Annotated in this window: 26 protein-coding genes, 1 pseudogene and 1 riboswitch; of the genes and pseudogenes, 19 read left to right on the top strand and 8 right to left on the bottom strand. The window is 35.8% G+C overall.

Annotated elements, in window-relative coordinates:
• Position 1 precedes the first annotated feature (1 nt).
• Positions 2 to 1,753 (top strand): dihydroxyacetone kinase subunit DhaK, encoded by a 1,752-nt coding sequence (gene dhaK, locus JFU18_RS10565; protein WP_201032583.1) that lies wholly within the window; start codon positions 2 to 4, stop codon positions 1,751 to 1,753.
• 120 nt (positions 1,754 to 1,873) lie between these two features.
• Here the strand turns inward: dhaK and JFU18_RS10560 are convergent, their stop codons facing one another.
• Together JFU18_RS10560 and JFU18_RS10555 are read right to left on the bottom strand one after the other, a co-directional pair.
• Positions 1,874 to 2,425, bottom strand: coding sequence for a DUF4352 domain-containing protein (locus JFU18_RS10560; RefSeq protein ID WP_201032584.1), 552 nt, complete (start codon positions 2,423 to 2,425; stop codon positions 1,874 to 1,876).
• 242 nt (positions 2,426 to 2,667) lie between these two features.
• Positions 2,668 to 2,874, bottom strand: a complete 207-nt coding sequence (locus JFU18_RS10555) for a hypothetical protein (RefSeq protein ID WP_002035364.1) — start codon at positions 2,872 to 2,874, stop codon at positions 2,668 to 2,670.
• 261 nt (positions 2,875 to 3,135) lie between these two features.
• A riboswitch (SAM riboswitch) is annotated at positions 3,136 to 3,242 on the top strand.
• Between the two features lie 234 nt (positions 3,243 to 3,476).
• Here JFU18_RS10555 and JFU18_RS10550 point away from each other — a divergent pair.
• From JFU18_RS10550 to JFU18_RS10520, 7 genes are all read left to right on the top strand, one after another.
• Entirely contained in the window at positions 3,477 to 4,535 is a 1,059-nt protein-coding gene (locus tag JFU18_RS10550; protein ID WP_201034799.1) for an LLM class flavin-dependent oxidoreductase, read from the top strand.
• The gene (locus JFU18_RS10545) at positions 4,528 to 5,484 is read left to right on the top strand and encodes an ATP-grasp domain-containing protein (RefSeq protein WP_201034800.1); all 957 of its coding nucleotides are present in this window, start codon (positions 4,528 to 4,530) and stop codon (positions 5,482 to 5,484) included. The genes JFU18_RS10550 and JFU18_RS10545 overlap by 8 nt, the downstream gene beginning before the upstream one ends.
• A 385-nt stretch (positions 5,485 to 5,869) precedes the next feature.
• Positions 5,870 to 8,257, top strand: a complete 2,388-nt coding sequence (locus tag JFU18_RS10540) for an immune inhibitor A domain-containing protein (protein ID WP_201034801.1) — start codon at positions 5,870 to 5,872, stop codon at positions 8,255 to 8,257.
• Positions 8,258 to 8,604: 347 nt separating this feature from the next.
• A complete protein-coding gene (locus JFU18_RS10535; RefSeq protein ID WP_085309529.1) occupies positions 8,605 to 10,344 on the top strand; it encodes an S-layer homology domain-containing protein in 1,740 nt (579 codons plus the stop codon).
• A 122-nt stretch (positions 10,345 to 10,466) separates the two neighbouring features.
• On the top strand, positions 10,467 to 10,628 hold the full coding sequence (locus JFU18_RS10530; RefSeq protein WP_172805403.1) for a hypothetical protein: 162 nt from the start codon (positions 10,467 to 10,469) through the stop codon (positions 10,626 to 10,628).
• A 547-nt stretch (positions 10,629 to 11,175) separates the two neighbouring features.
• Entirely contained in the window at positions 11,176 to 12,024 is an 849-nt protein-coding gene (locus JFU18_RS30195) for an exosporium leader peptide-containing protein (protein WP_201050305.1), read from the top strand.
• Positions 12,025 to 12,180: 156 nt separating this feature from the next.
• Positions 12,181 to 12,465, top strand: coding sequence for a hypothetical protein (locus JFU18_RS10520; RefSeq protein WP_157404929.1), 285 nt, complete (start codon positions 12,181 to 12,183; stop codon positions 12,463 to 12,465).
• A gap of 385 nt (positions 12,466 to 12,850) precedes the next feature.
• Here the strand turns inward: JFU18_RS10520 and JFU18_RS10515 are convergent, their stop codons facing one another.
• Together JFU18_RS10515 and JFU18_RS10510 are read right to left on the bottom strand one after the other, a co-directional pair.
• The gene (locus JFU18_RS10515; protein WP_050001571.1) at positions 12,851 to 13,216 is read right to left on the bottom strand and encodes a cupin domain-containing protein; all 366 of its coding nucleotides are present in this window, start codon (positions 13,214 to 13,216) and stop codon (positions 12,851 to 12,853) included.
• A 268-nt stretch (positions 13,217 to 13,484) separates the two neighbouring features.
• A complete protein-coding gene (locus tag JFU18_RS10510) occupies positions 13,485 to 13,814 on the bottom strand; it encodes a hypothetical protein (protein ID WP_016083241.1) in 330 nt (109 codons plus the stop codon).
• A gap of 151 nt (positions 13,815 to 13,965) precedes the next feature.
• On the opposite strand from JFU18_RS10510, the pseudogene JFU18_RS10505 reads away from it, so the two are divergent.
• The 3 genes and pseudogenes from JFU18_RS10505 to JFU18_RS10495 form a co-directional block, all read left to right on the top strand.
• Positions 13,966 to 14,256 (top strand): annotated as a pseudogene (locus JFU18_RS10505) (Tn3 family transposase); the annotation flags it as partial.
• Positions 14,257 to 14,774: 518 nt separating this feature from the next.
• On the top strand, positions 14,775 to 15,941 hold the full coding sequence (locus JFU18_RS10500; protein ID WP_085309533.1) for an oxalate decarboxylase family bicupin: 1,167 nt from the start codon (positions 14,775 to 14,777) through the stop codon (positions 15,939 to 15,941).
• 107 nt (positions 15,942 to 16,048) lie between these two features.
• A complete protein-coding gene (locus JFU18_RS10495) occupies positions 16,049 to 16,786 on the top strand; it encodes an alpha/beta hydrolase (RefSeq protein ID WP_085309535.1) in 738 nt (245 codons plus the stop codon).
• Positions 16,787 to 17,455: 669 nt separating this feature from the next.
• Here the strand turns inward: JFU18_RS10495 and JFU18_RS10490 are convergent.
• Both JFU18_RS10490 and JFU18_RS10485 read right to left on the bottom strand, forming a co-directional pair.
• On the bottom strand, positions 17,456 to 17,560 hold the full coding sequence (locus tag JFU18_RS10490; protein ID WP_063219790.1) for a YjcZ family sporulation protein: 105 nt from the start codon (positions 17,558 to 17,560) through the stop codon (positions 17,456 to 17,458).
• A gap of 267 nt (positions 17,561 to 17,827) precedes the next feature.
• Positions 17,828 to 18,298, bottom strand: coding sequence for a hypothetical protein (locus JFU18_RS10485; protein WP_085309537.1), 471 nt, complete (start codon positions 18,296 to 18,298; stop codon positions 17,828 to 17,830).
• Between the two features lie 273 nt (positions 18,299 to 18,571).
• On the opposite strand from JFU18_RS10485, the gene JFU18_RS10480 reads away from it, so the two are divergent.
• The 3 genes from JFU18_RS10480 (at position 18,572) to JFU18_RS10470 (ending at position 19,539) form a co-directional block, all read left to right on the top strand.
• Entirely contained in the window at positions 18,572 to 18,961 is a 390-nt protein-coding gene (locus JFU18_RS10480; RefSeq protein WP_000448809.1) for a YflT domain-containing protein, read from the top strand.
• Positions 18,962 to 19,011: 50 nt separating this feature from the next.
• Complete coding sequence (locus JFU18_RS10475) at positions 19,012 to 19,212, top strand: CsbD family protein (protein WP_000004264.1); 201 nt, start codon at positions 19,012 to 19,014, stop codon at positions 19,210 to 19,212.
• A 75-nt stretch (positions 19,213 to 19,287) separates the two neighbouring features.
• Positions 19,288 to 19,539, top strand: a complete 252-nt coding sequence (locus JFU18_RS10470; RefSeq protein ID WP_000522906.1) for a GlsB/YeaQ/YmgE family stress response membrane protein — start codon at positions 19,288 to 19,290, stop codon at positions 19,537 to 19,539.
• A 163-nt stretch (positions 19,540 to 19,702) separates the two neighbouring features.
• On the opposite strand, the gene JFU18_RS10465 is transcribed toward JFU18_RS10470, so the two are convergent.
• Positions 19,703 to 19,903, bottom strand: a complete 201-nt coding sequence (locus JFU18_RS10465) for a methyltransferase (protein ID WP_085309539.1) — start codon at positions 19,901 to 19,903, stop codon at positions 19,703 to 19,705.
• Positions 19,904 to 20,099: 196 nt separating this feature from the next.
• Between JFU18_RS10465 and rsbV the strand changes: the two genes are divergently transcribed.
• The 5 genes from rsbV to JFU18_RS10440 all read left to right on the top strand — a co-directional run bounded on the left by rsbV (position 20,100) and on the right by JFU18_RS10440 (position 23,646).
• Positions 20,100 to 20,438 carry an anti sigma b factor antagonist RsbV gene (gene rsbV / locus JFU18_RS10460; protein WP_002011067.1) on the top strand — a complete coding sequence of 113 codons (339 nt, stop codon included), beginning with the start codon at positions 20,100 to 20,102 and terminating at the stop codon, positions 20,436 to 20,438.
• A 6-nt stretch (positions 20,439 to 20,444) separates the two neighbouring features.
• Positions 20,445 to 20,927: an anti-sigma B factor RsbW gene (gene rsbW / locus JFU18_RS10455; protein ID WP_201034803.1), complete on the top strand. Its 483-nt coding sequence runs from the start codon at positions 20,445 to 20,447 to the stop codon at positions 20,925 to 20,927.
• Entirely contained in the window at positions 20,890 to 21,666 is a 777-nt protein-coding gene (gene sigB, locus JFU18_RS10450) for an RNA polymerase sigma factor SigB (RefSeq protein ID WP_201034804.1), read from the top strand. Before rsbW ends, sigB begins: the two co-directional genes overlap by 38 nt.
• Before the next feature lie 70 nt (positions 21,667 to 21,736).
• Entirely contained in the window at positions 21,737 to 22,177 is a 441-nt protein-coding gene (locus JFU18_RS10445) for a ferritin-like domain-containing protein (RefSeq protein WP_201034805.1), read from the top strand.
• 326 nt (positions 22,178 to 22,503) lie between these two features.
• Positions 22,504 to 23,646 carry a fused response regulator/phosphatase gene (locus tag JFU18_RS10440; protein ID WP_201034806.1) on the top strand — a complete coding sequence of 381 codons (1,143 nt, stop codon included), beginning with the start codon at positions 22,504 to 22,506 and terminating at the stop codon, positions 23,644 to 23,646.
• 39 nt (positions 23,647 to 23,685) lie between these two features.
• On the opposite strand, the gene JFU18_RS10435 is transcribed toward JFU18_RS10440, so the two are convergent.
• Complete coding sequence (locus JFU18_RS10435; RefSeq protein ID WP_002168988.1) at positions 23,686 to 24,543, bottom strand: CheR family methyltransferase; 858 nt, start codon at positions 24,541 to 24,543, stop codon at positions 23,686 to 23,688.
• Position 24,544: the final 1 nt, after the last annotated feature.

The raw sequence follows: 24,544 nt of genomic DNA, 5'->3' as shown, positions 1-24,544 counted from the left end.
AATGAAAAAGATTATAAATAAACCAGAAACATTAGTAATGGAAATGTGCAACGGAATGGTGATGGCTCATCCAGAGCTTGAGTTTTTGAAAAAATATAAAGTCATTAAGAAGAAAGAAATGAATGAAAATAAAGTAACGTTAATTAGTGGCGGTGGTAGTGGTCATGAGCCAGCGCATGCAGGATTAGTCGGAAAAGGAATGTTAGATGCGGCAGTGTGCGGAGATGTGTTTGCTTCGCCTTCACAAATTCAGGTATATCAAGCAATTAAAGAGACAGCGAGTAAAAAAGGTACGTTATTAATTATTAAAAATTACAGCGGCGATATTATGAATTTCAAAAACGGAGCGCATTTAGCGACGGAAGATGGAATTGAAGTAGATTACGTAAAAGTGGACGATGATATTGCAGTAGAAGATAGCCTGTACACAGTAGGACGCCGCGGCGTTGCGGGCGTTATTCTCGTTCATAAAATTGCCGGTGCAGCAGCGGAAGCAGGTATGGATTTAGGAGCGGTGAAAGCTGTAGCGGAAAAAGCAGCGGCTAACGTGCGCACAATCGGTTTAGCGTTAACGTCTTGTACAGTTCCAGCGAGCGGATCACCTACTTTCACACTTGCGGAAGATGAAATGGAATACGGCGTAGGTATTCACGGTGAACCAGGAATTAAGCGTGAAAAAATGTTGTCAGCAGATGAATTAGCTAACCGTATGACAAATGATTTAATGAAAGATTTAGGAGTAAAAGACGGCGAAGAAATTGCACTTCTAGTAAATGGTTTTGGCGGAACACCACTGCAAGAACTATATCTATTTAATAATGCAGTTACGAGAGAATTAGCTGATAGAAACATTAAAATTAATAGAGTATTCGTCGGTAATTATATGACGAGTATCGATATGGCTGGTATGTCTTTAACAGTGATGAAGTTAGATGACGAGCTAAAAACGTTGTTATCGAAAGAGTGTAATACACCAGCGTTTAAAGTAGATGGACCAGTTGAAAGTGTAGAGTACGTGAATGTGCTTGAAGATGTAGAAGAGAAGGAAGTTTCCTTCGAAATAGAAACAGCGGAAGAGCACGCTGTTATTAAAGATAATGTCATTACATTAAATAACATGATTTATCTCGTTGATAAAATGAGTGACATTATTATTAAAAATGAAGTACCGTTCTGTGAGTTAGATACACATGCAGGTGACGGCGACTTCGGAATGAGTGTTGCAAAAGGATTTAAGCAATTAAAGCGTGAGTGGCATTCTATTGTAGATCAAGAGAATGTAACGATCGGATCATTCCTTGACGGTTGTTCAATGATTATTATGGAACATTGCGGCGGCGCTTCTGGTCCAATTTGGGGCGGAGCATTCCGCGCAGCTAGTAAAGCAGCAGGCGAAAAACGTGAGTTAACAGCCAAAGAGTTCGCTGAAATATTGCAAGCGGCACTTCACGGCATACAATCTATCGGTGAAAGATCGTTCGGAAGAGGAGCGGTAGTTGGTGATAAAACACTTGTTGATGCACTTGCTCCATGTGTAGATGCTTGGATTGACAGTGCTTCAAACGAAGTAGACATAAAAACTGCCTTTGAAAAAGGAGCAGAAGCAGCGGTTAAAGGAGCAGAGTATACGAAAGAAATCGTAGCTCGTATGGGCCGCGCTGGTACAGTTGGTGAAAGAAGCTTAGGCTATCCAGATGCAGGTGCACATGCGCTTGGGGTTATCTTTACGGAGATTGCGGGTAGTTTGAAATAGTAATTAGAAAGTCCCTCTGCCTTAAGGCGGAGGGACTTTTATATAGTTGATATGTAGAAGACTTCTTTCAGTGCTTTTTGCTTATTTGAGAGATTTCTTCAATCAAATTGTATTTGAGACTTAGTTTTTTTGTGATTGCAGCTTATCGATTTTCCAGTGTGCTCCTAGAGATTCTAAAGAGCTTTCAATATAAAACATATATTCATCTGCGGTACTTGTTACTTCAAAAGCTATTTTTAATTCTACCGTTTCATTTGGTTTAACTTGTATATCAGAAGGGTTTTGGTCAAGCACCTTGCCTTCATAGGCCTTTCCGTCTTTTTCATCTTTTAAGTTATATTTTAATTCTGATAGTCCAATCATTTGACCTCGTACATTTTTTACAGAGACATTAACAACGACGGAATCGTTGTTAGCATTTAAATATGCATTTTGAACGGTGGCCGAGTAATAGCCTCCCTTAACACTCTCACCAACTAATAAAATACCTTGTTCCAAGCGGCTCATATCTTCTTTTTCTTCAAAATTTATTAATTCTTCATTTTCATTTTTTGCGGTTGGTTCTTCTATTGGACCATTTTCAACGGCACTATCTTTTTTATCTTGTGTACAAGCAGCCGTAACACTGGCTAATACTAGAATTAAAGTAAGTAATATGAATAATTTCCTCATAAAATTTATCTGTCTCCTTAAGTTTCTCAATTTTGTGCAACTATACATATTATAAAGAGATTCTATTAAGATTAACATAATGTCTCATTATTGGATCAAAATAGGGGGTCTTTTAGACACCTTATTCTTGTTTTTTATTAATATGATTGGTGTATTTACTCTAGTTGTAGCGAAATCGTCCGTTGTTATCATTCCTACTGTATCATTAATAAACATCTGCATAATATGTAATTAGTATTATTTTATTCTTTAAATATCTCCGGTTTTTCAACTCTAAATGATTGCACCTCACCGCACTCTAAACAAAATGTGGTTAATAGTTTGGAACGTTTCCCTCCTGAAAAGAATCTACTAGATTCATCTTCACAAACATATGCATGATAAGCAGATCCAACTCTTCCTTCTTTAAATGTAGTAGAACCACAATTCTCGCATCGTTTATTTTTCATGTTACTAACACCTCTTTAGGTTGATATTTATTTTGGCGTATTCTCTATCTCCTTTACGATAGAAGTAAAGCAACTTGGTTATAAATGATGTTTTCGACATGATACAACATACCCCTTTATATATCCGCAAGTAAAACAACACCCTATAAATCTCTATAACAATATGATGTTTCATATATCATTTAATGTTTATCGGAAAAATAAGTATTAAAGTATTGAGTTTTATTATTCTGATGATTATAATAAATGGAAATCAAACAATTCTTATGTTGAGAAGTGGAGGGACGGGCCCTATGAAACTTCGGCAACCTCGTTTTAGACGAAAGGTGCCAAATCCTGCAGGTGAAAAAACACCTGAAAGATAAGAGCGGTTCACTTAGTCAAGAAGGCTACTCTTATTTCGATAAGAGTAGCTTTTTTTATCCCGCATTAACGGGCAGTAAGACCCCCACCTCAAAATTCAGCGGAAGCAAAGAAGTTAGGTGGGGGATCAACTGCCCGTAAAAGCCCGATTGGTTCAACTAATAATCAGTGGGGGATGAACAAAATCCCCACTGATTAAAGTTTCACTTTATGGCTAAAAGATAAAGGGGGAATATGTAGTGGAGTATGGTTTTTGGTTACCGATTTTTGGGGGATGGCTTCGAAATGTAGATGATGAATCTATGCCACCTACGTTTGAGTATGCAAAACAAACAGCGCAAGCGGCAGAACAATTAGGTTTTTCAACAACACTTATTGCGGAATTAAACTTAAATGATATAAAAGGTGTTTCAGCACCAAGTTTGGAAGCATGGACAACTGCGGCAGCACTTGCTGCGGTAACAGATCGATTAGAGATTATGACAGCTGTAAGACCTGGTTTTCACAATCCAGCAGTTACAGCGAAAATGGCAGCGAATATTGATCAATTAAGTAATGGCCGTTTTACATTGAATGTAGTTTCAGCATGGTGGGAAGAAGAAGCGAGACAGTACGGCGGGGTATTTACCGCACATGATGAACGATATGATCGCACAGAGGAATTTGTAACAGTTTTGAAAGAGCTTTGGAAAGAAGAAGAGTTTTCTTATAAAGGGAACTTTTATGAGCTTCATCATACACATTTAAGTCCAAAACCTGTGCAGAAACAAGGCATTAAGATCTATGCAGGTGGTGAGAGTGAGCGAGGAAAAGAAGTAATTGTAAATCACACGGATGCATATGTAATGCACGGGGGAACAGTGGAAGAAGTATTTGTGAAAATAGAAGATATGAAGAATCGTAGAAAGAAAGTCACAGAGGAGCCATTGCAGTCATTCGGGCTCGCGGCTTATGTCATTTGTCGTGATACAGAAGAAGAGGCGTTAGAGGAATGGAGACGCATAACGGATGTGAAAGACGATGCTTTAGGTTATGCGGGTTACCAAGACTTTATTAGTAAATCGCATTTGGAACAGCAAGTGAAGCTAAATGATTATTCCGTATCTAATCGCGGGTTACGTCCTAATTTAATCGGAACACCAGAACAAATTGCAGAAAGGATACTTGCTTTTGAAAAAGTGGGTGTTACGTTATTACTTTTACAATTTTCACCGCAGCTTGAAGAGATGAAACGATTTTCTGAAAAAGTGATGCCATTAGTTGAAGCAAAAAGAAAGGAATTGATTACAAATGAGTAAAATTTACATATTACATGAGAATAAGGAATGGACGAATCATTTGGTGAAAAGGTTGGAAGAACTGGAGTTACCTTATGAGGAGTGGTTTTTAGATGAAGGAACTGTTTCGTTAGAACAAAAACCTCCCCAAGGTGTTTTTTATAGCCGCATGAGTGCTTCTTCACATACGAGAGGGCATCGATATGCACCTGAATTGACTGAAGGGGTTCTTGCTTGGCTAGAGGGATACGGACGAACAGTATTTAATGGGTCTCGTGCATTACGCCTTGAAGTAAGTAAATTGAATCAATATGCAGCATTAAGAAATTTTGGGATACAAGTTCCGAAAACAATTGGTGCTGTTGGCCGTGATAATATAGTAAAAGCAGCAAGGGAGTTAGGGGAAGTACCGTTCATTACAAAGCATAACCGTGCAGGTAAAGGCCTTGGTGTTCAACTTTTTCATTCTATTGATGCTTTAGAACAATATTTGGATGGTCCGACGTTTGAAGAACCTATTGATGGAATTACTTTAATCCAGCAGTATATTGAAGCGCCAGAACCATATATTACACGTTGTGAGTTTGTAGGCGGTCAGTTTGTATATGCAGTTAAAGTAGATACATCAGAAGGATTTGAGCTTTGCCCGGCAGATGCATGCTCTATTCAAGATGCTTTTTGCCCAGTAGGAGAAGAGAGTAAGAAAGAGTCGTCAACAAAATTTGAAATTATATCGGACTTCCAAGAGCCAATTATTGAACAATACAAAGAATTTTTGAAAGAAAACGAAATTAATGTCGCTGGTATTGAATTTATTCGCAGTTCGGATGGAACAATTTATACGTATGATATTAATACAAACACAAACTATAATTCTGACGCAGAGTCTGTAGCTAATCAATTTGGTATGCTTGAGCTTGCTAAATTCCTTGGAATAGAATTAGAAAAACAAGTAGAGTCAGTTAAATAATGTTGATTAAAAAATAAGGTTTTGGTGCAAACCTTTGCTAAATTAATAGTATCAGTATGTCCAAGTTTAAGAGCGTACTTACAAGGTTTTTAGAGTTTTTGCACCAGCAAGAAAAGTATCAGTTTTTATGTTGTATTTTTTTCCTTTCCTAGCACTACTCTATCGCCATCAAAACAAAAGAACGAGTGATTCCACTTTATGGTTATGTGCAAAACATAAACTAGTAGAAGTTTTGTATTTTTTATCCTACGCATCCCCACCCTGCACAAAAAAATATTTCTCAACATTTAATTGTTGAAAAACATTGAATATTCTCTATAAAGAGAATATTATGTTTCTATCGGCAAAAAAAACGATAATTCGCAGACACTGGGGAGGAAATGCATTGAAAAAGAATAAGAAGTTAAAACCATTATCAGTTTTAGCAACAGCAGCAGTACTAAGTAGTAGTTTTGCTTTTGGAAGTCATGCAGCGTATGCTGATACACCAACACCATCTCTACCAATAGATGAGCATTTAATACCGGATGAGCGTTTGGCGGAAGCACTAAAACAACGGGGCGTAATTGATCAATCTGCATCACAAGCTGAGACGTCAAAGGCTGTCGAAAAATATGTTGAGAAAAAGAAAGGGGAAAACCCTGGTAAAGAAATCTTGACAGGAGATAGTCTTACGCAAGAAGCTTCTGATTTTATGAAAAAAGTAAAAGATGCAAAAATGAAGGAAAATGAACAGGCGCAGCAGCCAACAGTAGGGCCAGTAGCTGGACAAGGTGCAGGATTGAATTCTAGTAAATTAAATGGAAAAGTACCTACTGCACCAGCGAAGCAAGAAGAGTACAACGGTGCTGTTCGAAAAGATAAAGTACTTGTTTTACTTGTAGAATTTAGCGATTTTAAGCATAACAATATTGATCAAGAGCCAGGATACATGTATTCTAAGGACTTTAATCGTGAACATTATCAAAAAATGTTATTTGGTAATGAACCATTTACGTTATTTGATGGATCGAAGATTAACACATTTAAACAATATTATGAAGAACAATCTGGCGGGAGCTACACAGTTGATGGAACTGTAACGGAATGGCTTACTGTTCCAGGAAAAGCTTCAGATTATGGTGCGGATGCAGGTACTGGCCATGATAACAAAGGTCCTTTAGGACCGCGCGATCTTGTGAAGGAAGCATTAAAAGCAGCGGTAGCAAAAGGAATTAATTTAGCAGACTATGATCAATTTGATCAATACGATCAAAATGGTGATGGAAATAAAAACGAGCCAGATGGCATTATTGATCATTTAATGGTTGTACATGCTGGCGTTGGTCAAGAAGCTGGCGGCGGTAAATTGAAAGATGATGCGATTTGGTCTCATCGTTCAAAACTTGGATCAAAACCATATGCGATTGATGGCACAAAATCTTCTGTTTCGAATTGGGGCGGAAAGATGGCTGCATACGATTATACAATCGAGCCTGAGGATGGAGCAGTTGGTGTGTTTGCGCATGAGTATGGTCATGATTTAGGATTACCAGATGAATACGATACGAAGTACTCAGGACAAGGTGAACCTGTTGAGTCATGGTCTATTATGAGTGGCGGCAGCTGGGCTGGAAAAATTGCAGGAACAGAGCCAACAAGTTTCTCACCACAAAATAAAGAGTTTTTCCAAAAGAATATGAATGGCAACTGGGCGAATATCGTTGAGGTAGATTATGATAAACTTCGCACGGGAGTCGGTGTTGCAACATATTTAGATCAAAGTGTTACAAAATCAAAACGACCAGGAATCGTTCGTGTTAACTTGCCAGACAAAGATATTAAAAATATCGAGTCAGCATTTGGGAAGAAGTTTTATTACAGCACAAAAGGAAATGACATTCATACAACACTTGAGACACCAGTATTTGACTTAACAAATGCAAAGGATGCTAAGTTCGATTATAAGGCATTTTACGAACTTGAAGCGAAGTATGATTTCCTTGACGTATATGCGATTGCAGAAGATGGAACGAAGACACGTATTGATAGAATGGGCGAAAAAGATGTAAAAGGCGGCGTGGATACAACTGATGGTAAGTGGGTTGATAAATCATACGATTTAAGCCAATTTAAAGGGAAAAAAGTAAAACTGCAATTTGAGTATTTAACAGATATTGCAGTAGCTTATAAAGGATTTGCGTTAGATAATGCTGCATTAACTGTAGATGGAAAAGTTGTTTTCTCAGATGATGCAGAAGGCGGGCCAGCAATGACGTTAAAAGGATTTACTGTATCTAACGGATTGGAACAGAAAAAAAATAACTACTACGTAGAGTGGAGAAATTACGCTGGTTCTGACACGGCGTTAAAACATGCGCGTGGTCCAGTCTTTAATACAGGAATGGTTGTATGGTATGCGGATCAAAGCTTTACAGATAACTGGGTAGGTGTTCATCCAGGTGAAGGATTCTTAGGAGTAGTAGATTCTCATCCAGAGGCAATCGTAGGTACATTAAACGGACAACCGACTGTGAAGAGCAGTACGCGTTATCAAATTGCCGATGCGGCATTCTCATTTGATCAAGCGCCAGCATGGAGAGTAGACTCGCCAACTCGCGGTATCTTTGACTATAAAGGATTACCAGGAGTTGCAAAATTTGATGATTCTAAGCAGTACATCAACAGCGCTATTCCAGATGCAGGACGTAAGTTGCCGAAACTAGGATTGAAGTTTGAAGTAGTAGGTCAAGCTGAAGACAAATCTGCAGGTGCAGTTTGGATTCATCGATAGAATAAGGTGAAATTATGAGGGAGCTGCCCCGTAAGTTGGTGAAACCGACTTATGGACAGCTCTCTTTTTATTGTAGAAAAGGAAGATATAAAATTCATTTTCGATAAAATCTCAAAAAGCGCTATGTATAATGAATGTTACATTAGTATTTTCCTTTTTATTTATATATTCGTAAGTAAAATAGCGTAATATTAATACGGAAAAATATAACAATATGAGTTTTTGCATATTTTAAAATTTATTATATCCTTCGAAAACTTTTAATTGTATAATGTCTTTTGTCATATTCTTTTTAGATTTTTCGACAAAAAATAACAAAAATAGAAGACGTATTGGGAGAATGCATTATGTACATAAAACTATTAAAATCAATTACATCATTATCACTTATTGGTGGTGCTTTATTATATACAAATGGCAGTGATGTGAAAGCTGCTGAAACGGGTACTTTTTCGGATGTACCTACATCGCACTGGTCCTATCCTGCGATTAAAGACTTAGCGAGTAAAAATATTATTTCAGGCTATGGAAATGGAAAGTTTGGTTTTGGTGATGTTGCGACGAGGGAGCAAGTTGCAGCTTTAATTTATCGTGTGTTAGTACCGAATAAGCAAGGCGGTACGTTTAGTAATGATGGTGCTCGTTATGTATTACAAGATGGGTCTACTTTAAATAATCCGTATGGAGATATTCGCTTAGGTTCTACAATGTTTCCGGAAGAGGTTTTAACGTTAACGAAATTGGGGATTTTTAAAGGTGATGGAAATGGCGGTTTTAGACCGAAAGATTCTGTTAGCCGCGCAGAAATGGCGCAAATTATTAAAAATGCGTTCCAAGTTTCAGCTAAACAAAAACATACATTTAATGATGTTCCAAATGGATTTTGGGCAGAAAATGCGATTAGTGCGGTGCAGTCAAACGGGATTGCATCTGGTACAGGAGACGGGAAATTTGAACCAGCTAAAACGGTAACGCGTGAACAGTATGCACAGTTTTTATATAATGCATTGAAATATAAAAAGCCTGAGGTTGCGGTGCAAGATACAGGAGATGCGGCATTATTAGCAGCATTCAAAAATGAAGTACAAACGCGTATTAATACGTATGAAACGAATATTACACTTCCATATAAAACGAAAAACAGTAATACAAAAGAAGTGATGAATACACTTTTCACCGCATATAAAGAAGTCGCAAGTAAAAATGAGTATACAAATTATAATAGATCGAATGTTTCATACTCACTATCTGGATCGCCAGGGAATTATACGTTTACGCTAAATATTACATATCGTGAAACGAAAGAACAAACAGAATATGTGATGAAACAAGCGAAAGCGATCGTTTCTTCTATTATTCAAGTCGGGATGGATGATCATGAAAAAGTGAAGGCGATTCATGATTATGTTGTAAAACATGTTTCTTACGATACGTCTTATAAAGCCTATACAGCATATGAGGCACTCGCGAATCGTTCTGCCGTTTGCCAAGGTTACACACTATTAACCTATCAATTATTAAAAGAAGCTGGAATTGAGAATCATTTTGTAGTAGGAACTGGAGACGGTCAGCCTCATGCTTGGAATTTAGTGAAAATCGATAACAAATGGTACCATCTTGATACAACATTTGATGATCCAGTGCCAGATGAACAAGGCCGCGTAACGTATTCTTATTTCAACTTATCAGATGAGCAAATCGCAAGAAATCATGAGTGGAACCGCGGGGACTATCCGCAGGCTACTACAAATTATTATAGTACATTAACAAATAAAATTGCGACAGGTGGTACGAAAACACCTGCATATCAGCAAATATTAAAAGATACAAAGTTAAATTATTTAGGAAATGAATATATCGCAAATAACTATAATGAATTCAAAAATAAAATGCAGCAGCGTTATAGCACAAAGTCAGCAAAGATTGAAATTCTTTATAAACAATCAATGGATGTCGCATTGCAAGATGTGAAAAAAGTAATTGGAGAAATCGGTTATCCGCAAGGAGCGAACCGTGTTTCTTATAAAGCTGAGCCGTATAATGCGAAAGAAGGGTATTCTTTGGTGACGATTACGTTTATGTATTGATAATGAAAAAAGCATCTATTTCAGATGCTTTTTTATTATTTTAGTTCGACATAATGTGATAACGGAACATAATTGCATCTGTTATGATAACTTTAAAAATTTTACATTTTGGAGGATTAGCAATGGACAAAAAGAAGATTTTTGCTGTGTTAATAGGAATCGTAGTTTTACTTGTTTTTGTTATCCATCCAGGCGTCCCAGACAAACGTGTTCCTCTAAAAAATAAACTTGCAGTAATCCTTCCATTGATTGTTATATCCGGTTTAATTTCCTTGTATATATAATTAAAACAAGTACTTATCAAGTAACGTTAAGGTAGGTATAGAAGTATATATCTACTTTTCTACCTATGCGTAGTTCAGTAAAAAACCTCACAAACACTTCCACTGCGGCTTCTCCTTCACGATAATCACTTACTAATTCTTTTGGCTTAATATATAAGATATACAGTATGAATTATATTGATATGTCACGCCGTTCAAAAAAATCTGCTTTATAGAGCGTGCCCCATGCCCATCAAGCTAAAAATTTAGAATTACTCCAAAACGAAAAAATGAACTTTTTGTCTCGTTAGAAGAACATGCTGCTAATCCCATAAATAAAGCGCAACAAATAAGTGTTTTTAATAGTTTATTGTTCATAATATGTATCCCCCAGTGTGTAAAATGTTAGATTTCCTGAACTAACATAACAAATGTGGTTACAACTATTTTGTTATGTTTTGTCGAATGAAAATAAAAAAAGAGAAATTCCGCTTATATGAAGATCATTTATCTAGTATTGAGCATTTAATAATTATGATAAGTACAAGCATCGTAAGGAGGTGTGTACATGAATGAAAAAAATGAGTTTTTGAGTGGGGCAGCATTTGATCCAAATTTATTGGGTCCTACATTACCACCTATTCCACCATTTACTTTACCTACAGGACCTACTGGTCCGACTGGGATTACAGGAGAAACCGGACCGACGGGAACAACAGGACCTACTGGGCCAACAGGAGGTCCTGGAATCACAGGCCCAACCGGAATTACCGGACCAACAGGAGCAACTGGGGAAACAGGAGCAACAGGAGCAACAGGAGCAACTGGGACAACTGGGGAAACAGGAGCAACTGGGACAACCGGGGAAACAGGAGCAACAGGAGCAACAGGAGCAACAGGAGCAACTGGGGAAACAGGAGCAACTGGGACAACCGGGGAAACAGGAGCAACAGGAGCAACTGGGGAAACAGGAGCAACTGGGACAACTGGGGAAACTGGAACACTCTCAACTGCTAGTGCTAGTGTTATAACAATTACATCACAAACTCTTGCTAATCTTGCTCTAGTCAATTTTAGCACTGGAGCTTTTGTATTAAACAATGTTTTATTTGATGGAATTTCCACATTTACAATTCAAGTGCCTGGTATTTATTATTTTATTGGTGCACTAATGACTTCTGCAAATCAAGCAGGACCTGTTGGAGTAACTATATCTCTTAATAATCTTTCTCCAGGCTTGGATGGAGTAAATTATGGAACTGCAGCAGGCCAAGAAGTTGTTGCTTTTGGATTTCTTCAAGTCGTTGCTGGGGATACAATTACTCTTAATAATGTTAGTGGGCAGTCAATTACGATAGGAGGTAATACAGGTAGTAATCAACCAACCGCTCGATTGTCTTTTTTCAAAATCTCATAAGACTTAATTTTGTGAACGAAAAGTCCATTCAGGCTGTTTCTGAAGGGACTTTTTTTATAGGTTTAGAGATACATTGACTGCTGATAATGAGACGTTATGTTAACCTAGCATGAATATGATATACAATAAAAATATAAAAAGGAGGTAATAAATTTGATGAATATAAAAAAGATGAATAAAACCACTGTGATATTATCTTTTGCTTTGATGCTTGGTATTGTAGGAATATATAGTACTGTATTAACTCAAAAAAGTACCCCTATTGTTCCTGAAAAGATTGAAGTTGCAGAATCTATCTCAACAAAAGAAAATAAGACAGAAGAGGTAGGGTATTCAGAACTAATTTCTGTAAAAAAGTCAGATAAGGATAAATTTACAGAAGAAGGTTGGAAAGAAGTTTTTAAAAAAATTCAAAGTGGAGAAGTTTATTGGGAAAAGTAAAAGAGATATTATGAATTATTACTAATCTTAAATAAACGATAAGTTAATTTCCGTTAACGAGAATTATGTAAATAAGCTATCCATATGGGCGGCTTATTGTTTTTTTTGCTTAGCGTGTTTTTTTCAAAATGCTAGTGGTACCTGTAAAATGATAATAAAGTTATTTAATTTTAAAAGCTCAACCAAGCATAACCCCGTTCTAAATTTAGGACGGGGTTAAAAATATAGTTGTTTAATTTTTAAAGTAAGGTATCTCACTACACTAAAAAATATAATAATAAAGTCGTTTAAAAATCTAATTTTTATTCAACAATAGCGCCCGATTGTGGAAAATATGTAACTTCCTTTTATATGTTGATCCAAAGAAAGTAACTGAATTATTGATTTAAATCCATATATTATTTTCAGCAGTTAGTTTGGAATTAGTTTCACCAGTGTTGACTACACCTTTAGGCTCTACCAGCATTATATGGCATTCCTTTTCAGCATAAGGCTTATGCTCCACACCTTTTGGTATCACATACATTTCTCCTTTGGAAAGTTTAACCTGTCCATCGCGGAATGTGATGGACATCTCGCCGTCTATCACGATGAATACCTCATCGGTGTCTTTATGATCGTGCCATACAAAATCCCCCAGAATCTTAACTAACTTAAACTGATAGTCATTCATTTCACCAATGACTTTGGGCGACCAGTGTTCACTGAATTTGGACAGTTTCTCGCTTAGATTAATAGCATTATAATTGATATAAATCCCTCCAGAACTATTCTTACCCTTATTTTACAACTTCGATAGATTAATTACTATTTTGATTAAGATCTCAAAAGTTTCTGCTGATCTTCCACAAAATGGCCCGATTGTTGAATAAAACTTAGATTTTTAAACAACTTAATTATTTTTTAAGCGACTTTATTTTAAATTAAACAACTTTTTTGTCACTTTACAGTACCCCTGATTTGAAAAATTCACTTTACTGTACATAGCAAGAACCCTGTTATCTCCACTTATAAGTGAGTTATTTGTATTCCTGTCTATATAATTTAAACGAATAAATAGCTCCAATAAAGAATACAAAAGCTTCAAATAATATAAAGATTTGACGGAAATTCTCAATATCTTTACCAACTAAAGAAATAAATATAGCATTCATTAGAATTTGGGTAGTAAACATACGAGAAGTAATTTTTAAATAAATAGCATTTGTTCTTTCATCTGGTTTACCAATTTTTTTGTAAATAATAATAAGTGCAATTACTGAACCCAAAAATAGAAGTGCTGTAAGTCCTACAACGATATTGAAATTGCCTGTACTTTCTAACATCCATTTATTTAATAGATCAATCATTATTATCTTCCTTTCCTACATAAGAGAATATTTCGTTCTTCTTTTTCACTATAATAAAAAATGAAAAAGGAAAACATCGAACTTTCTTACAAACATTCGTGCATTCTTACAGTTTTGTCACTTTGTAAATGTATTCATCGTCTTGCTTTTCGCTATTTTCTTTGAAAAACATAGTGAATTACGAGAAAGAGTGCTACAAGATCAACTTCAAAGAAGTAGTGCACTAAACCTCTTAATTAATGCAATTAGTATGTGGAATACTATTTATTTAAGTGAAGCAATAAAAGCTTTGAAGAAAAAAGAACAATTTGATGAAGAATTATTAAAACATAGTTCTCCAGTAAGGTGGGAACACATTAACTTTCTAGGAGAATACCGATTTAGCAAAAGAGAAAGTGCACCAGTAGACTCTCTACAACCACTAGAAACAACTAAACAGTAAGAAACCGATGATCTCTTAGCGTACGAAATTCGCGTTTTGATGGTGCTCCCCCATCACCATCAAGTTAAGAAAAACAAATACCCCCAAATGAAAAAAATCGATATAACTCTTCGGCAAATAAAGATAACTCTTGTTTTTGGTGCATATTCATAAAAAGCACGTCACCCTTTCTCATTAACATAAGAGAATAGTAATGTGCTTTTAATTTCAAAAATAGTCTAAATCCTTAAGTTGATGGTTGTGGGGCGGGACCCCATACCCATCAAGCTAAGGTTTTTAATTACCCCATAACGCAAATTTTATGCATCGTTGACTACTGATAATGATGCGTTACGTAAACCTTGCATGAATAGGTTAAATATCGTCATTTCCTCGTTTCTCCCTATATTTTATATACTGGCATACCAAACATGTTTATATCATATATTGGTACAAGCAATCATATATACATATATGGTACATAAAACAATAATCAAGGTAGTACAGTACCATATTGTAAGGAGAGAGGAGCATGTTTTATGGAATCACGACCTACGAAGAAAACTGGGCATAGGAATATACCGCAGCCTATAAGAGATGATGGCGCTGGTGCGACCGATCTTGGCCCCCGGGACGTCATGCGGGATATTGAAAATCCTGATATGCTAGTTCCGCCAGCCACTGATGCGGGATTGATCCCTAACTTAAAGTTCTCTTTCTCCGACACACATATGCAATTAAATCATGGCGGTTGGTCTCGGGAAGTGACTATAAGAGAACTACCAATTGCGACAACTCTTGCAGGCGTTAATATGCGTCTGACACCAGGTGGTGTGCGAGAGTTACACTGGCATCAACAAGTAGAGTGGGCTTATATGATTTTAGGTCGGGCACGTATTACCGTGGTTGATCAGAATGGACAGAACTTTATAGCTGATGTCGAGGCAGGTGATTTATGGTATTTCCCCCCGGGAATTCCACATTCAATTCAAGGACTAGAGGAAGGCTGTGAGTTTCTTCTCGTTTTCGATGATGGCAATTTCTCGGATCTCAATACCCTATCTATCTCAGATTGGTTCGCGCGCACACCAAAAGATGTATTGGCGAAGAATTTCGGTGTGTCGGAAAACGCCTTTGTCCATATCCCAACACATCAACGATATATTTTCCAAGAACAGGTACCTGGACCCCTGGAAACCCAGAAAGTACCGGATCCTTACGGTACTGTGCCAGAGAGCTTTACATATAAACTACTTTCACAAAAGCCGATAGTAACCCCAGGTGGAACTGTACGAATAGTTGATTCTACTAATTTTCCTATTTCAACTAATATCGCAGCAGCACTGGTTGAAATTAAACCCGGCGGAATGAGGGAAATGCATTGGCACCCGAATAACGATGAGTGGCAATATTACCTCACAGGTATGGGTCGCATGACTGTGATGGGAAGTAATGGTAATGCTCGCACATTCAATTACCGTGCTGGTGATGTAGGATACGTACCGTTTGCTTTCGGACACTATATTGAAAACACCGGTGACGAAAGCATTTGGTTTCTAGAGATGTTCAAGAGTGACCGCTTCGCTGATGTGTCGTTGAATCAGTGGATGGCATTAACTCCGCATGAGTTGGTTCAGGACAATTTGCATGTAGGAAGTGAGCTGATGGACGTGCTGCGAAAACAAAAATGGCCTGTCGTCAAATAGAAGATTGTGTCTTCCGTTGTTAATTATTCATTCATCTGGATTCTAAATCAGATATCCCCCCCGAGCTTCGCTTCAAAAAGTATTGATGAAAGAAAGGAAGATGAAATGTGTATCGTAAATTGACCTTTGTCATTATTCATGGTTCCTGGGCTGACGTCAGCCAATTTGATGGAGTCGCTGCCGAGCTTCACAAGCTTGGCCATTCGGTTTATGTGCCTGAATATCCAGGTCACGGTGTCTTGACAGACAATAACGTAACTCACGAGCAAATCACGAATGCAGTCATCGAATATATCGAGAAAAGAGGTTTGAAACATATCGTTTTGCTTGGACATAGCTTCGGCGGAACGATTGTCGCAACAGTAGCCCAGAAAATCCCGCATCGAATCGACCGTCTCGTGTTTACTAACGCATTTGTTCCTCTAGACGGACAAAGCTTGTACGATCAACTTCCGCCGCCTCTTCAAGAAACATTCAAACAACTGGCCGATGCTTCAGGTAACAATACGATCATGCTTCCATTTCCACTGTTCCGCGATGCCTTCACAAACACAGCCACCTTAGAAGAAGCGACATCGATGTACCACAAAATTATACCGGAGCCTGCAGGGCCTTTATTTCAAAAGCTAGATTTGAAAAAGTTTTACAATCTGCAAATTCCGAAAAGCTATCTCAATCTGACGGAAGATATCGCTCTTCCGCCCGGATCGTTCGCTTGGCATACGAACCAATCCAGCCATCTCGGTTTTTACCGATACATTGAAGGCAACGGAGACCACTTTACGACCTTCTCCAGGGAACCGAAAATGATCGCCAAAAAATTCGTGGAAGCCGGCAGACCATAAATAACAACACAGAGGGTTTGAAGCCCTCCAGACTGAACGATCACAAAAAAATCTACGTTTAATGTGGGGTTCAATCGAGATACGTGCAAATTTCGGTTGACCCCCTTTTTTAGCTTGATAGCAATGGGGTACTTCAAAATCTTAGCTTGATGGGCATGTGGCGGTACCCCATTTAGAAGACTAGTATATGCTGCTAGTCCTTTTTTATTAATTTATAAATTGAAGTAATAAAGAAAAGACACCCTAAGGTGCCTTTCCTGTGACTTGAACCACTTTACTTTTAATAATATGTATTAGAAATTAAGTAAACACGTCCTATAAAACAGAATCATTTATTTTTACCAGATTGTTAGTGTACAAATACAAGAGAATCGAGATCGTTTGTTTGGCTAGATTAAAGCAACGCCACATCTATATGGTTGAGATGTGTTACGCCTTCTAATCGGAGAATCTGCTTTATAGAACGTGTCCAAAAGTTATATTTCACTACATGTAATATTTATTTGGTGTAATTTTACCGAATATGTATAATTGCATTAAATTTACGAGAAAAAGAGAGTATACTTTGGTATTGTGTAATAAAGATAAAGCCCATCTACGGAAATAGGTGGGCTTTTTAACACATGAGGAAAAGACACCCATATAAGAGTGTCTTTTCCGATAGTTTGTTTAGCAGAAGCAGCTAGCTCCAACTATGATTAATAAAATAAATAGTACAACTAATAAAGCAAATCCTCCAGCGAAACCGCCGCCGCAACTACCACCAAATCCCATTTTAATCTCTCCTTTGAGTAGGAGGGGAAATTCAAGGTCACTCATGTATTTTAATGGATTCACTTTACCTTATGTTTTTAAGAATTAATTGAGCAGGTCCTTTTGTAAATAAAGAAAAGACACCTTATAAGGTGTCTTCCTTCGATTTGAAACATTTTAAGTTTAATAATATACGGTCTCGCCACTGACCTATTAGGCTGAAATTTTATAGTGTTTCTGAACAAAATTTTGTGCTGATTTTGAATCCTTAAGTTGATGGGGATCCTTTTATGTTTTATCATTTTTAAAAAAATCCTTCATTATCTTAGCGCCTTTAATATTCACCGTTACAGCTTCTACTTTATCTTTCTTCTCATCTTTAGCAATCGTAATTTGTTCCTTATTATCAACCCACACAAGAAACTCTTCTTTTGAGTCATCTTTATATGTAACGGTTATAGTAGAATGCGCAGATGCCCTCTTTTTTTGATCTAGTGTGATTGTTTTCGGTGTTCCTTTTTGGACTGCTGAAGCGATTGATTGTATCATTTCCTCGTTATCTGTTTGAGATTTGGAACTAGTATTACTTGTTGTTCTAAGCATCTCAATGTTGGTAATGTCTGCAGAGTTTAATTGAATGGCATTTTTCGTATTTTCTTGCTTAGTTGTTGGAGTATTATTTGTAGTAGAAGTGCTTGTACAGCCTATTAAAGTGAAAGATAGAGCGGTTAGAGCGCATATAGATATGATTTTTTTCATAGTATCCCTCCTTACGTTTAATTATAACAATTTTCTGTTATTTTAGGTAGTTATTGTAAGGAGATAATTTTGTAAATCATAGGGAGACATGTTTACTAGTTTTAATGATGTTCGTATGAATAATATGAAGCGTATATATGAAAAATATGCGGTTCATTCTCTATCAAAATCAAAATTCACATAATTTTTTTCATATTTTATGTTTAACATTTCGAAAATGGGTGTATTACATATAATATAACAAATAATTCATTTTAGAGGAGGAAGTTAAAGATGGAAACGAAGTATAGTAAACCTTTTGTATATGAATTTATTACGGAGAAAGAGGTCATGAATGCAGCGAATGATCTAGTGAAGAAAGGAATCGACCAAAAAGATATTTACGTATTAACACATGAGAAAGAAAGGACAGATAGAATCGCAGACAATGCAGACGTGAATACAATTGGAATAAAAGAAGAGGGACTTGGGACAAGTATTATTAATGTTTTTCAAAAAACAGGAGATCAGTTAAGAAATAAGATGCAAGAATTAGGACTTAATGAGGAAGAAGCTAACTTTTATGAAGAAAAACTGGATGAAGGGAAAATCTTGTTATTCGTTAAGGATTTAGAAAGAGTCGGTGAATGGTTACAAGAGAGAAGATGCACGTATTCTATTTAAATTCATACTCTTTAAATCTACAAATCTATTACGAAAAGGAGATTGGAAATATGAGTGAGAGCGGGCTAAAAGAACAAATTACTGGTAAAGTTGAAAAGAAAAAGGGGCAAGTAAAAGAAGGAATTGGTGAAGTTACAGAAGATAGAGAGTTGAAAAATGAAGGGAAGTGGGAGAAGACGAAGGGAACTGTAAAAGAAAAAGTCGGAAAAGTGAAACAAAAGATAAGCGATGGATTGGATAACAAAGAATAATACATGTTTATCAAGCTTTGGTTAAACGCCAAAGCTTGATAAATCCATTATAAAAATAATATAGGAGGTCTAATTGTGGGACTTATTATTACGTGTATTGTAGGTGGACTTATTGGTATGTTAGCTGGAATGATTACAGGAAAAGACTTTCCTTTAGGTATAGTTGGTAATGTTATTGCGGGATTAATCGGATCTTGGGTAGGTAGTGCGTTATTTGGTCATTGGGGTCCTGAATGGGGAGGCATCTTTATTCTTCCAGCTTTATTAGGTGCAATCGTCTTTATTTTAATCGTTACATTCTTTTCTAGAATGCTACGGAAAGCATAAGCATTATAATGAATAGTAATCTTAAGTTTATTATATATAGCTATAAAGTTAATAAACTAATAAATATACATAAAAAAGCATCCAATTAAAATAATTTGGATGCTTTTTTAATGTATTTTACATAGGAATCAGTGAGGATGGCCCCACTGATTGAGATTACATATTAAGCTATCGTTACTTTTTTACAATTATTTATTCTTACGACCTGCCTCGGTTCTATATGAGATAAGTCCTCGGTATTACCTATATCAACTACAATTGTATTCGTTAGTATGTTAATAATGGAACCAATTAATTTTGTAGCATGATCGTGTCGATAAGAAAATTGAACAAAATCTCCCTTTTTAAAGTCGTGCTCTTCCATAGATAGATCCCCTAAAAATAATATTTATACATTATACATACACAAATTTATAAGGTTTAAACATTTGGTAGTATTTTTTTTAGTGTTAAGCTGAGAAAGGTGTAGAAAATTTATTTATAATTAAAATGAAAAAATATGTTTAAAACTAATTTTTATGGGTAATTAAATAGTAGTAGTTTGAGATAAGGGGGCGGAAATGATGAATTTGGCAATAAATATTTTGCAAAATGATTTAGGTTATACAGTACAACTTAATGGTGAGATTGATGCGTATACGGCATCAGATTTAAAAAATAAGGTAATGCCTATTGCAAGTGAGAAAGAGGTTTATATAGTAGTAGATTTTAATAAGGTAGATTATATGGATAGTACAGGTTTAGGCGTTTTTATAGCGCTATTAAAAGCAATTAAGAAAAATGATGGAAAACTAGAGTTTATTGGTGTATCTAAAAGGTTAAAAAGATTATTCGATATTACAGGACTAACAGAAATATTAAATTTGAATTCAGATTTTGAAAAAGTAGAAAGAAGGTGACTAGGGATGATGGAGAAATTTGAAAAGATAGAAATGAAAATTCCTGCAAAAGCAGAATATGTGGCTATTATTCGTTTAACAATGGCTGGTGTTGCGAATCGAATGGGCTTTGCTTATGACGATATAGAAGATATGAAAATTGCTATTAGTGAAGCATGTACAAATATTGTACAACATGCATATAAAGAAGACGTTGGAGAAATTAAAATTGTCTTTGGTCTATATGAAGATCGATTAGAAATTATGGTTGCGGATAATGGAGTTAGCTTTGATTTTAGCACCTTAAAAAGTAAAGTTGGTCCGTATGATATTAATAAACCAGTAGAACATTTGCCGGAAAATGGTTTAGGTTTATATTTAATAAATACGTTAATGGATGACATACAAATTATGCATGATGAGGGCATGACAGTTTTAATGACAAAATATATACAAAGAGAGCAGGTGGAGAATGATGGAAATCCAATCTCAACCTACAAATCTTACTAAAGAAGATGTTATTAAACTAATTGCAGAATTCCAACAAAACCAATGTGATGAAGCGCAGGAAAGATTGGTTAATCATTATAAAAATCTCGTACATTCCATTGCATATCGCTATTCAAAAGGTGGCCCGATGCATGAGGATATTATACAAGTAGGAATGTTAGGGCTCTTAGGCGCAATAAGAAGGTATGATTATTCGATAGGGAATGCTTTTGAACCGTTTGCAATACCTACGATAGTAGGGGAAATAAAGAAGTATTTACGTGATAAAACTTGGGGCGTTCATGTTCCAAGGCGAATTAAAGATTTAGGCGGGAAAATTAAACTTGCGATAGAGGAGCTAACAGATCGTTTGCAACGTTCACCGAAGATTATAGAGATTGCAGATCATTTAGGACTATCCGAAGAGGAAGTTCTAGAAATTATGGATGCGAAAAATAATTATCAAGTATCTTCCTTAGATGATGTAGTTGAAAATTCATCTGATGGAAGTTCGGTAGCGAGAATTGAATCTGTAGGTGAAGTAGAGCAAGGGTATGAACAGACAGAAAGACGTCTCGTTTTAGATGATATTTTTAACGTATTAAATGATACGGAAAAGAGTGTTATTCATTATATATTTGGAGAAAATTTAAATCAAAAGGATACAGGGGAACGGTTAGGTATTTCACAAATGCACGTTTCTCGTATTAAAAGACAAGCGATAAGTAAATTGAAGCAAGCGGCGTTTTTAGATACATAAAAAATTTAAAATAATTATGTTTAAAACATGAAAAAAGGGGTAGTTATTAAGTATAGGAGGAGATATTAAAATGTCACACGATGTGAAAGAACTAATCGAAGGATTGAATGAAGATTTAGCAGGAGAATACTCGGCAATTATTATGTATAACCATAATGCAGCTACGGTTTCTGGTATATATAGACAAGTGTTAAAACCTTTCTTTGAATCTGAAATTAGTGATGAACAAGGACATGCCCTATATTTAGCGGAGAAAATTAAGACGCTAGGTGGTACACCTACTACGATCCCTTTACCAGTGAAACAAGTAGAAGATGTTAGAGAAATGTTAGAATACGCTAGACAATCAGAATATGAAACAATTAAGCGTTATGAAACGAGAAAAGAACAGGCAGCGAAATTAAATATGACAGAGTTAGTTGTAAAGTTAGAAGATATGATCGCAGATGAAACAAATCATATGGAAGAATTAAATCGCCTTTTAAATGACAAAGCAATGGTGTTAAATTAAAAGTGGAAATTTACCCCACTTTAATGGGCAGTAAGACCCCCACCTCAAAATGCAGCGAAAGCAAAGAATTTAGGTGGGGGTCGGGCTGCCCATAAAAGTCCGATTGGTGAGGGCTGATAATCAGTGGGGGATGAAGAAAACCCCCACTGATTAAAGTTTCACTTTATAGAGTGAAAGAACAAACTCTCATTTCTAGGGGGTTTGTTCTTTTGCTGTATAAATACGTATGAGTAGGAAATTTTTATTTTATAACTGAGTATGCAATACTAGAAAAATAGAGAATGATAATAGATTTACATTTTAAATAAGAAAAGGGGAAATAACTTGTGTCCATTTTAATTGTCGATGATAATCCGGTTAACATCTTTGTAATTGAAAAAATTTTAAAACAAGCCGGATATCAGGATCTTGTATCGCTTAATTCTGCACAAGAGCTTTTCGAATACACCCATTTTGGAAAAGATTCTTCCAGGCATAATGAAATTGATTTAATACTATTAGATATCATGATGCCTGAGATTGATGGACTTGAAGTTTGTAGGCGATTACAAAACGAGGAGAAGTTTAAAGATATTCCTATTATTTTTGTAACAGCTTTAGAAGATGCGAATAAATTAGCTGAAGCGCTTGATATAGGCGCAATGGATTATATTACGAAACCGATAAATAAAGTTGAATTGTTAGCTCGTATGCGTGTGGCATTACGCTTGAAATCGGAATTGAATTGGCATAAAGAACAAGAGGAAAATCTTCGTAATGAATTAGATTTAGCTACACAAGTACAAAGAAACTTATTAAGTAGCCCATTAAGAGAAGATCATATAAAAATTGAAGCAAGTTACTTACCTTCATTCAAACTAGCTGGAGATATGTATTATTGGTATAAAATCGATGAAAACCGCTACGGTATTATATTATTAGATGTGATGGGACATGGTGTATCTGCTTCATTAGTTTGTATGTTTATTTCGTCTGTATTACGTGAATCGATTAAATGTTTAATCGATCCGGAACTTGTCATTAAAGACTTAAATAAATATATGACTCTTTTACATAATGAGAATGACAATATTCCATATTATTTTACAGCGATATACTTAGTAGTTGATACAGAAAAGAGAACAATTGAATATGTAAATGCAGGACATCCTTCTGGATACGTTTTAGTTGATGAAGAGAATGTAGTGGAACTAAATCGCGGGAGTTGTGCGGTAGGATTTTTTGATGAAATAAAAGTTGAAAAGACAGTTATACCTTTTGAGAAGAACGCTCAAATATTATTGTTTACAGATGGTGTTCTTGAAGCAGTTGCAAATGATGAATTTGAGTCTGAAGAGAAATTACGTGCTTTTACAGAAAGAAAATGGGGAGATTTAGAAGAAGAGATAGAAGGATTTTATAAGGAAGAACAGAAGAAAACACAATCAGATGATATGTGTCTAATTATGATACAAACGAATGCGAAATAAAAAGCGTATGAAATCCAAACATAGGATTTCATACGCTTTTTATTGTATTTTTTGATAGATTTGTTCGTTAGGATTAAATTGGATATAATGCGGCATTATATCTGAAAAACGAAGAGTTTCTTTATTTCCTAAACATAGGAATCCATTGTGGCCTAAACTTTCATAAAATAGTTGCTGTACTTGGTTTTGAAGTTTACTCGTAAAGTAAATTAAAACGTTACGGCAAAGTATAATATGAAATTCGTTAAAAGATTGATCGGTTACTAAATTATGCTGTGCAAAAATAATGTTTTGTAAAAGGGATGGATTAAAATAAGCAAAACGATTATCTGTTGAATAATAGTTAGAAAATGCTTGTGTACCTCCAGCTTGTAAATAGTTTTTCGTATAAGTTTGCATTTTATTTAACGGAAGGATGCCTTGTTTTGCTTTTTCTAACACATTTGTATTCATATCTGTTGCGTAAATAACAGCTTTTTCACTTAATCCTTCTTCGTGAAGTAAGATGGACATTGATAACACTTCTTCACCAGTTGCGCATCCAGCATGCCAAATTCTAATTTCAGGATACTTTTTTAATTCAGGAATAACATGCTCTCTTAACGCTTTAAAAAAAGTAGGGTTACGGAACATTTCAGTTACATTAATGGAGAAATCATTTAATAACTGTTCTAGAAACCCTTCCTCATGAATTACTTTTTCAATTAATTTTGAAATGGTAGGGATATTAGAGAGCTGCATTCTATTACAAATTCTTCTATAAATAGATGTGCGAGCATATTGGCGAAAATCAAATCCTGACAGTTTAAATACCGCTTCCAATAGTAATTCAATTTCTAAGTTCGTACGCTTATCCATATCTACGGATGGATCAAAATTATAATACTTATTTTCCACT

The organism is Bacillus sp. TH22 (assembly GCF_016651015.1).
Lineage (GTDB): Bacteria > Bacillota > Bacilli > Bacillales > Bacillaceae_G > Bacillus_A > Bacillus_A mycoides.
The sequence above is the reverse complement of the archived record's forward strand: the minus strand, read 5'-3'. Positions and strand labels throughout refer to the sequence as shown.

What these genes read in the sequence shown, in the direction of transcription:
- JFU18_RS10555 (WP_002035364.1), bottom strand. Translation starts at nt 2,874, where the DNA reads ATGAAAAATAAACGATGCGAGAATTGTGGTTCTACTACATTTAAAGAA.
- rsbV (WP_002011067.1), top strand. Translation starts at nt 20,100, where the DNA reads ATGATGAATTTGGCAATAAATATTTTGCAAAATGATTTAGGTTATACA.
- JFU18_RS10535 (WP_085309529.1), top strand. Translation starts at nt 8,605, where the DNA reads ATGTACATAAAACTATTAAAATCAATTACATCATTATCACTTATTGGT.
- JFU18_RS10445 (WP_201034805.1), top strand. Translation starts at nt 21,737, where the DNA reads ATGTCACACGATGTGAAAGAACTAATCGAAGGATTGAATGAAGATTTA.
- JFU18_RS10475 (WP_000004264.1), top strand. Translation starts at nt 19,012, where the DNA reads ATGAGTGAGAGCGGGCTAAAAGAACAAATTACTGGTAAAGTTGAAAAG.
- dhaK (WP_201032583.1), top strand. Translation starts at nt 2, where the DNA reads ATGAAAAAGATTATAAATAAACCAGAAACATTAGTAATGGAAATGTGC.
- JFU18_RS10490 (WP_063219790.1), bottom strand. Translation starts at nt 17,560, where the DNA reads ATGGGATTTGGTGGTAGTTGCGGCGGCGGTTTCGCTGGAGGATTTGCT.
- JFU18_RS10480 (WP_000448809.1), top strand. Translation starts at nt 18,572, where the DNA reads ATGGAAACGAAGTATAGTAAACCTTTTGTATATGAATTTATTACGGAG.
- JFU18_RS30195 (WP_201050305.1), top strand. Translation starts at nt 11,176, where the DNA reads ATGAATGAAAAAAATGAGTTTTTGAGTGGGGCAGCATTTGATCCAAAT.
- JFU18_RS10500 (WP_085309533.1), top strand. Translation starts at nt 14,775, where the DNA reads ATGGAATCACGACCTACGAAGAAAACTGGGCATAGGAATATACCGCAG.
- JFU18_RS10510 (WP_016083241.1), bottom strand. Translation starts at nt 13,814, where the DNA reads ATGATTGATCTATTAAATAAATGGATGTTAGAAAGTACAGGCAATTTC.
- sigB (WP_201034804.1), top strand. Translation starts at nt 20,890, where the DNA reads ATGATGGAAATCCAATCTCAACCTACAAATCTTACTAAAGAAGATGTT.
- JFU18_RS10485 (WP_085309537.1), bottom strand. Translation starts at nt 18,298, where the DNA reads ATGAAAAAAATCATATCTATATGCGCTCTAACCGCTCTATCTTTCACT.
- JFU18_RS10545 (WP_201034800.1), top strand. Translation starts at nt 4,528, where the DNA reads ATGAGTAAAATTTACATATTACATGAGAATAAGGAATGGACGAATCAT.
- JFU18_RS10520 (WP_157404929.1), top strand. Translation starts at nt 12,181, where the DNA reads ATGAATATAAAAAAGATGAATAAAACCACTGTGATATTATCTTTTGCT.
- rsbW (WP_201034803.1), top strand. Translation starts at nt 20,445, where the DNA reads ATGATGGAGAAATTTGAAAAGATAGAAATGAAAATTCCTGCAAAAGCA.
- JFU18_RS10560 (WP_201032584.1), bottom strand. Translation starts at nt 2,425, where the DNA reads ATGAGGAAATTATTCATATTACTTACTTTAATTCTAGTATTAGCCAGT.
- JFU18_RS10530 (WP_172805403.1), top strand. Translation starts at nt 10,467, where the DNA reads ATGGACAAAAAGAAGATTTTTGCTGTGTTAATAGGAATCGTAGTTTTA.
- JFU18_RS10465 (WP_085309539.1), bottom strand. Translation starts at nt 19,903, where the DNA reads ATGGAAGAGCACGACTTTAAAAAGGGAGATTTTGTTCAATTTTCTTAT.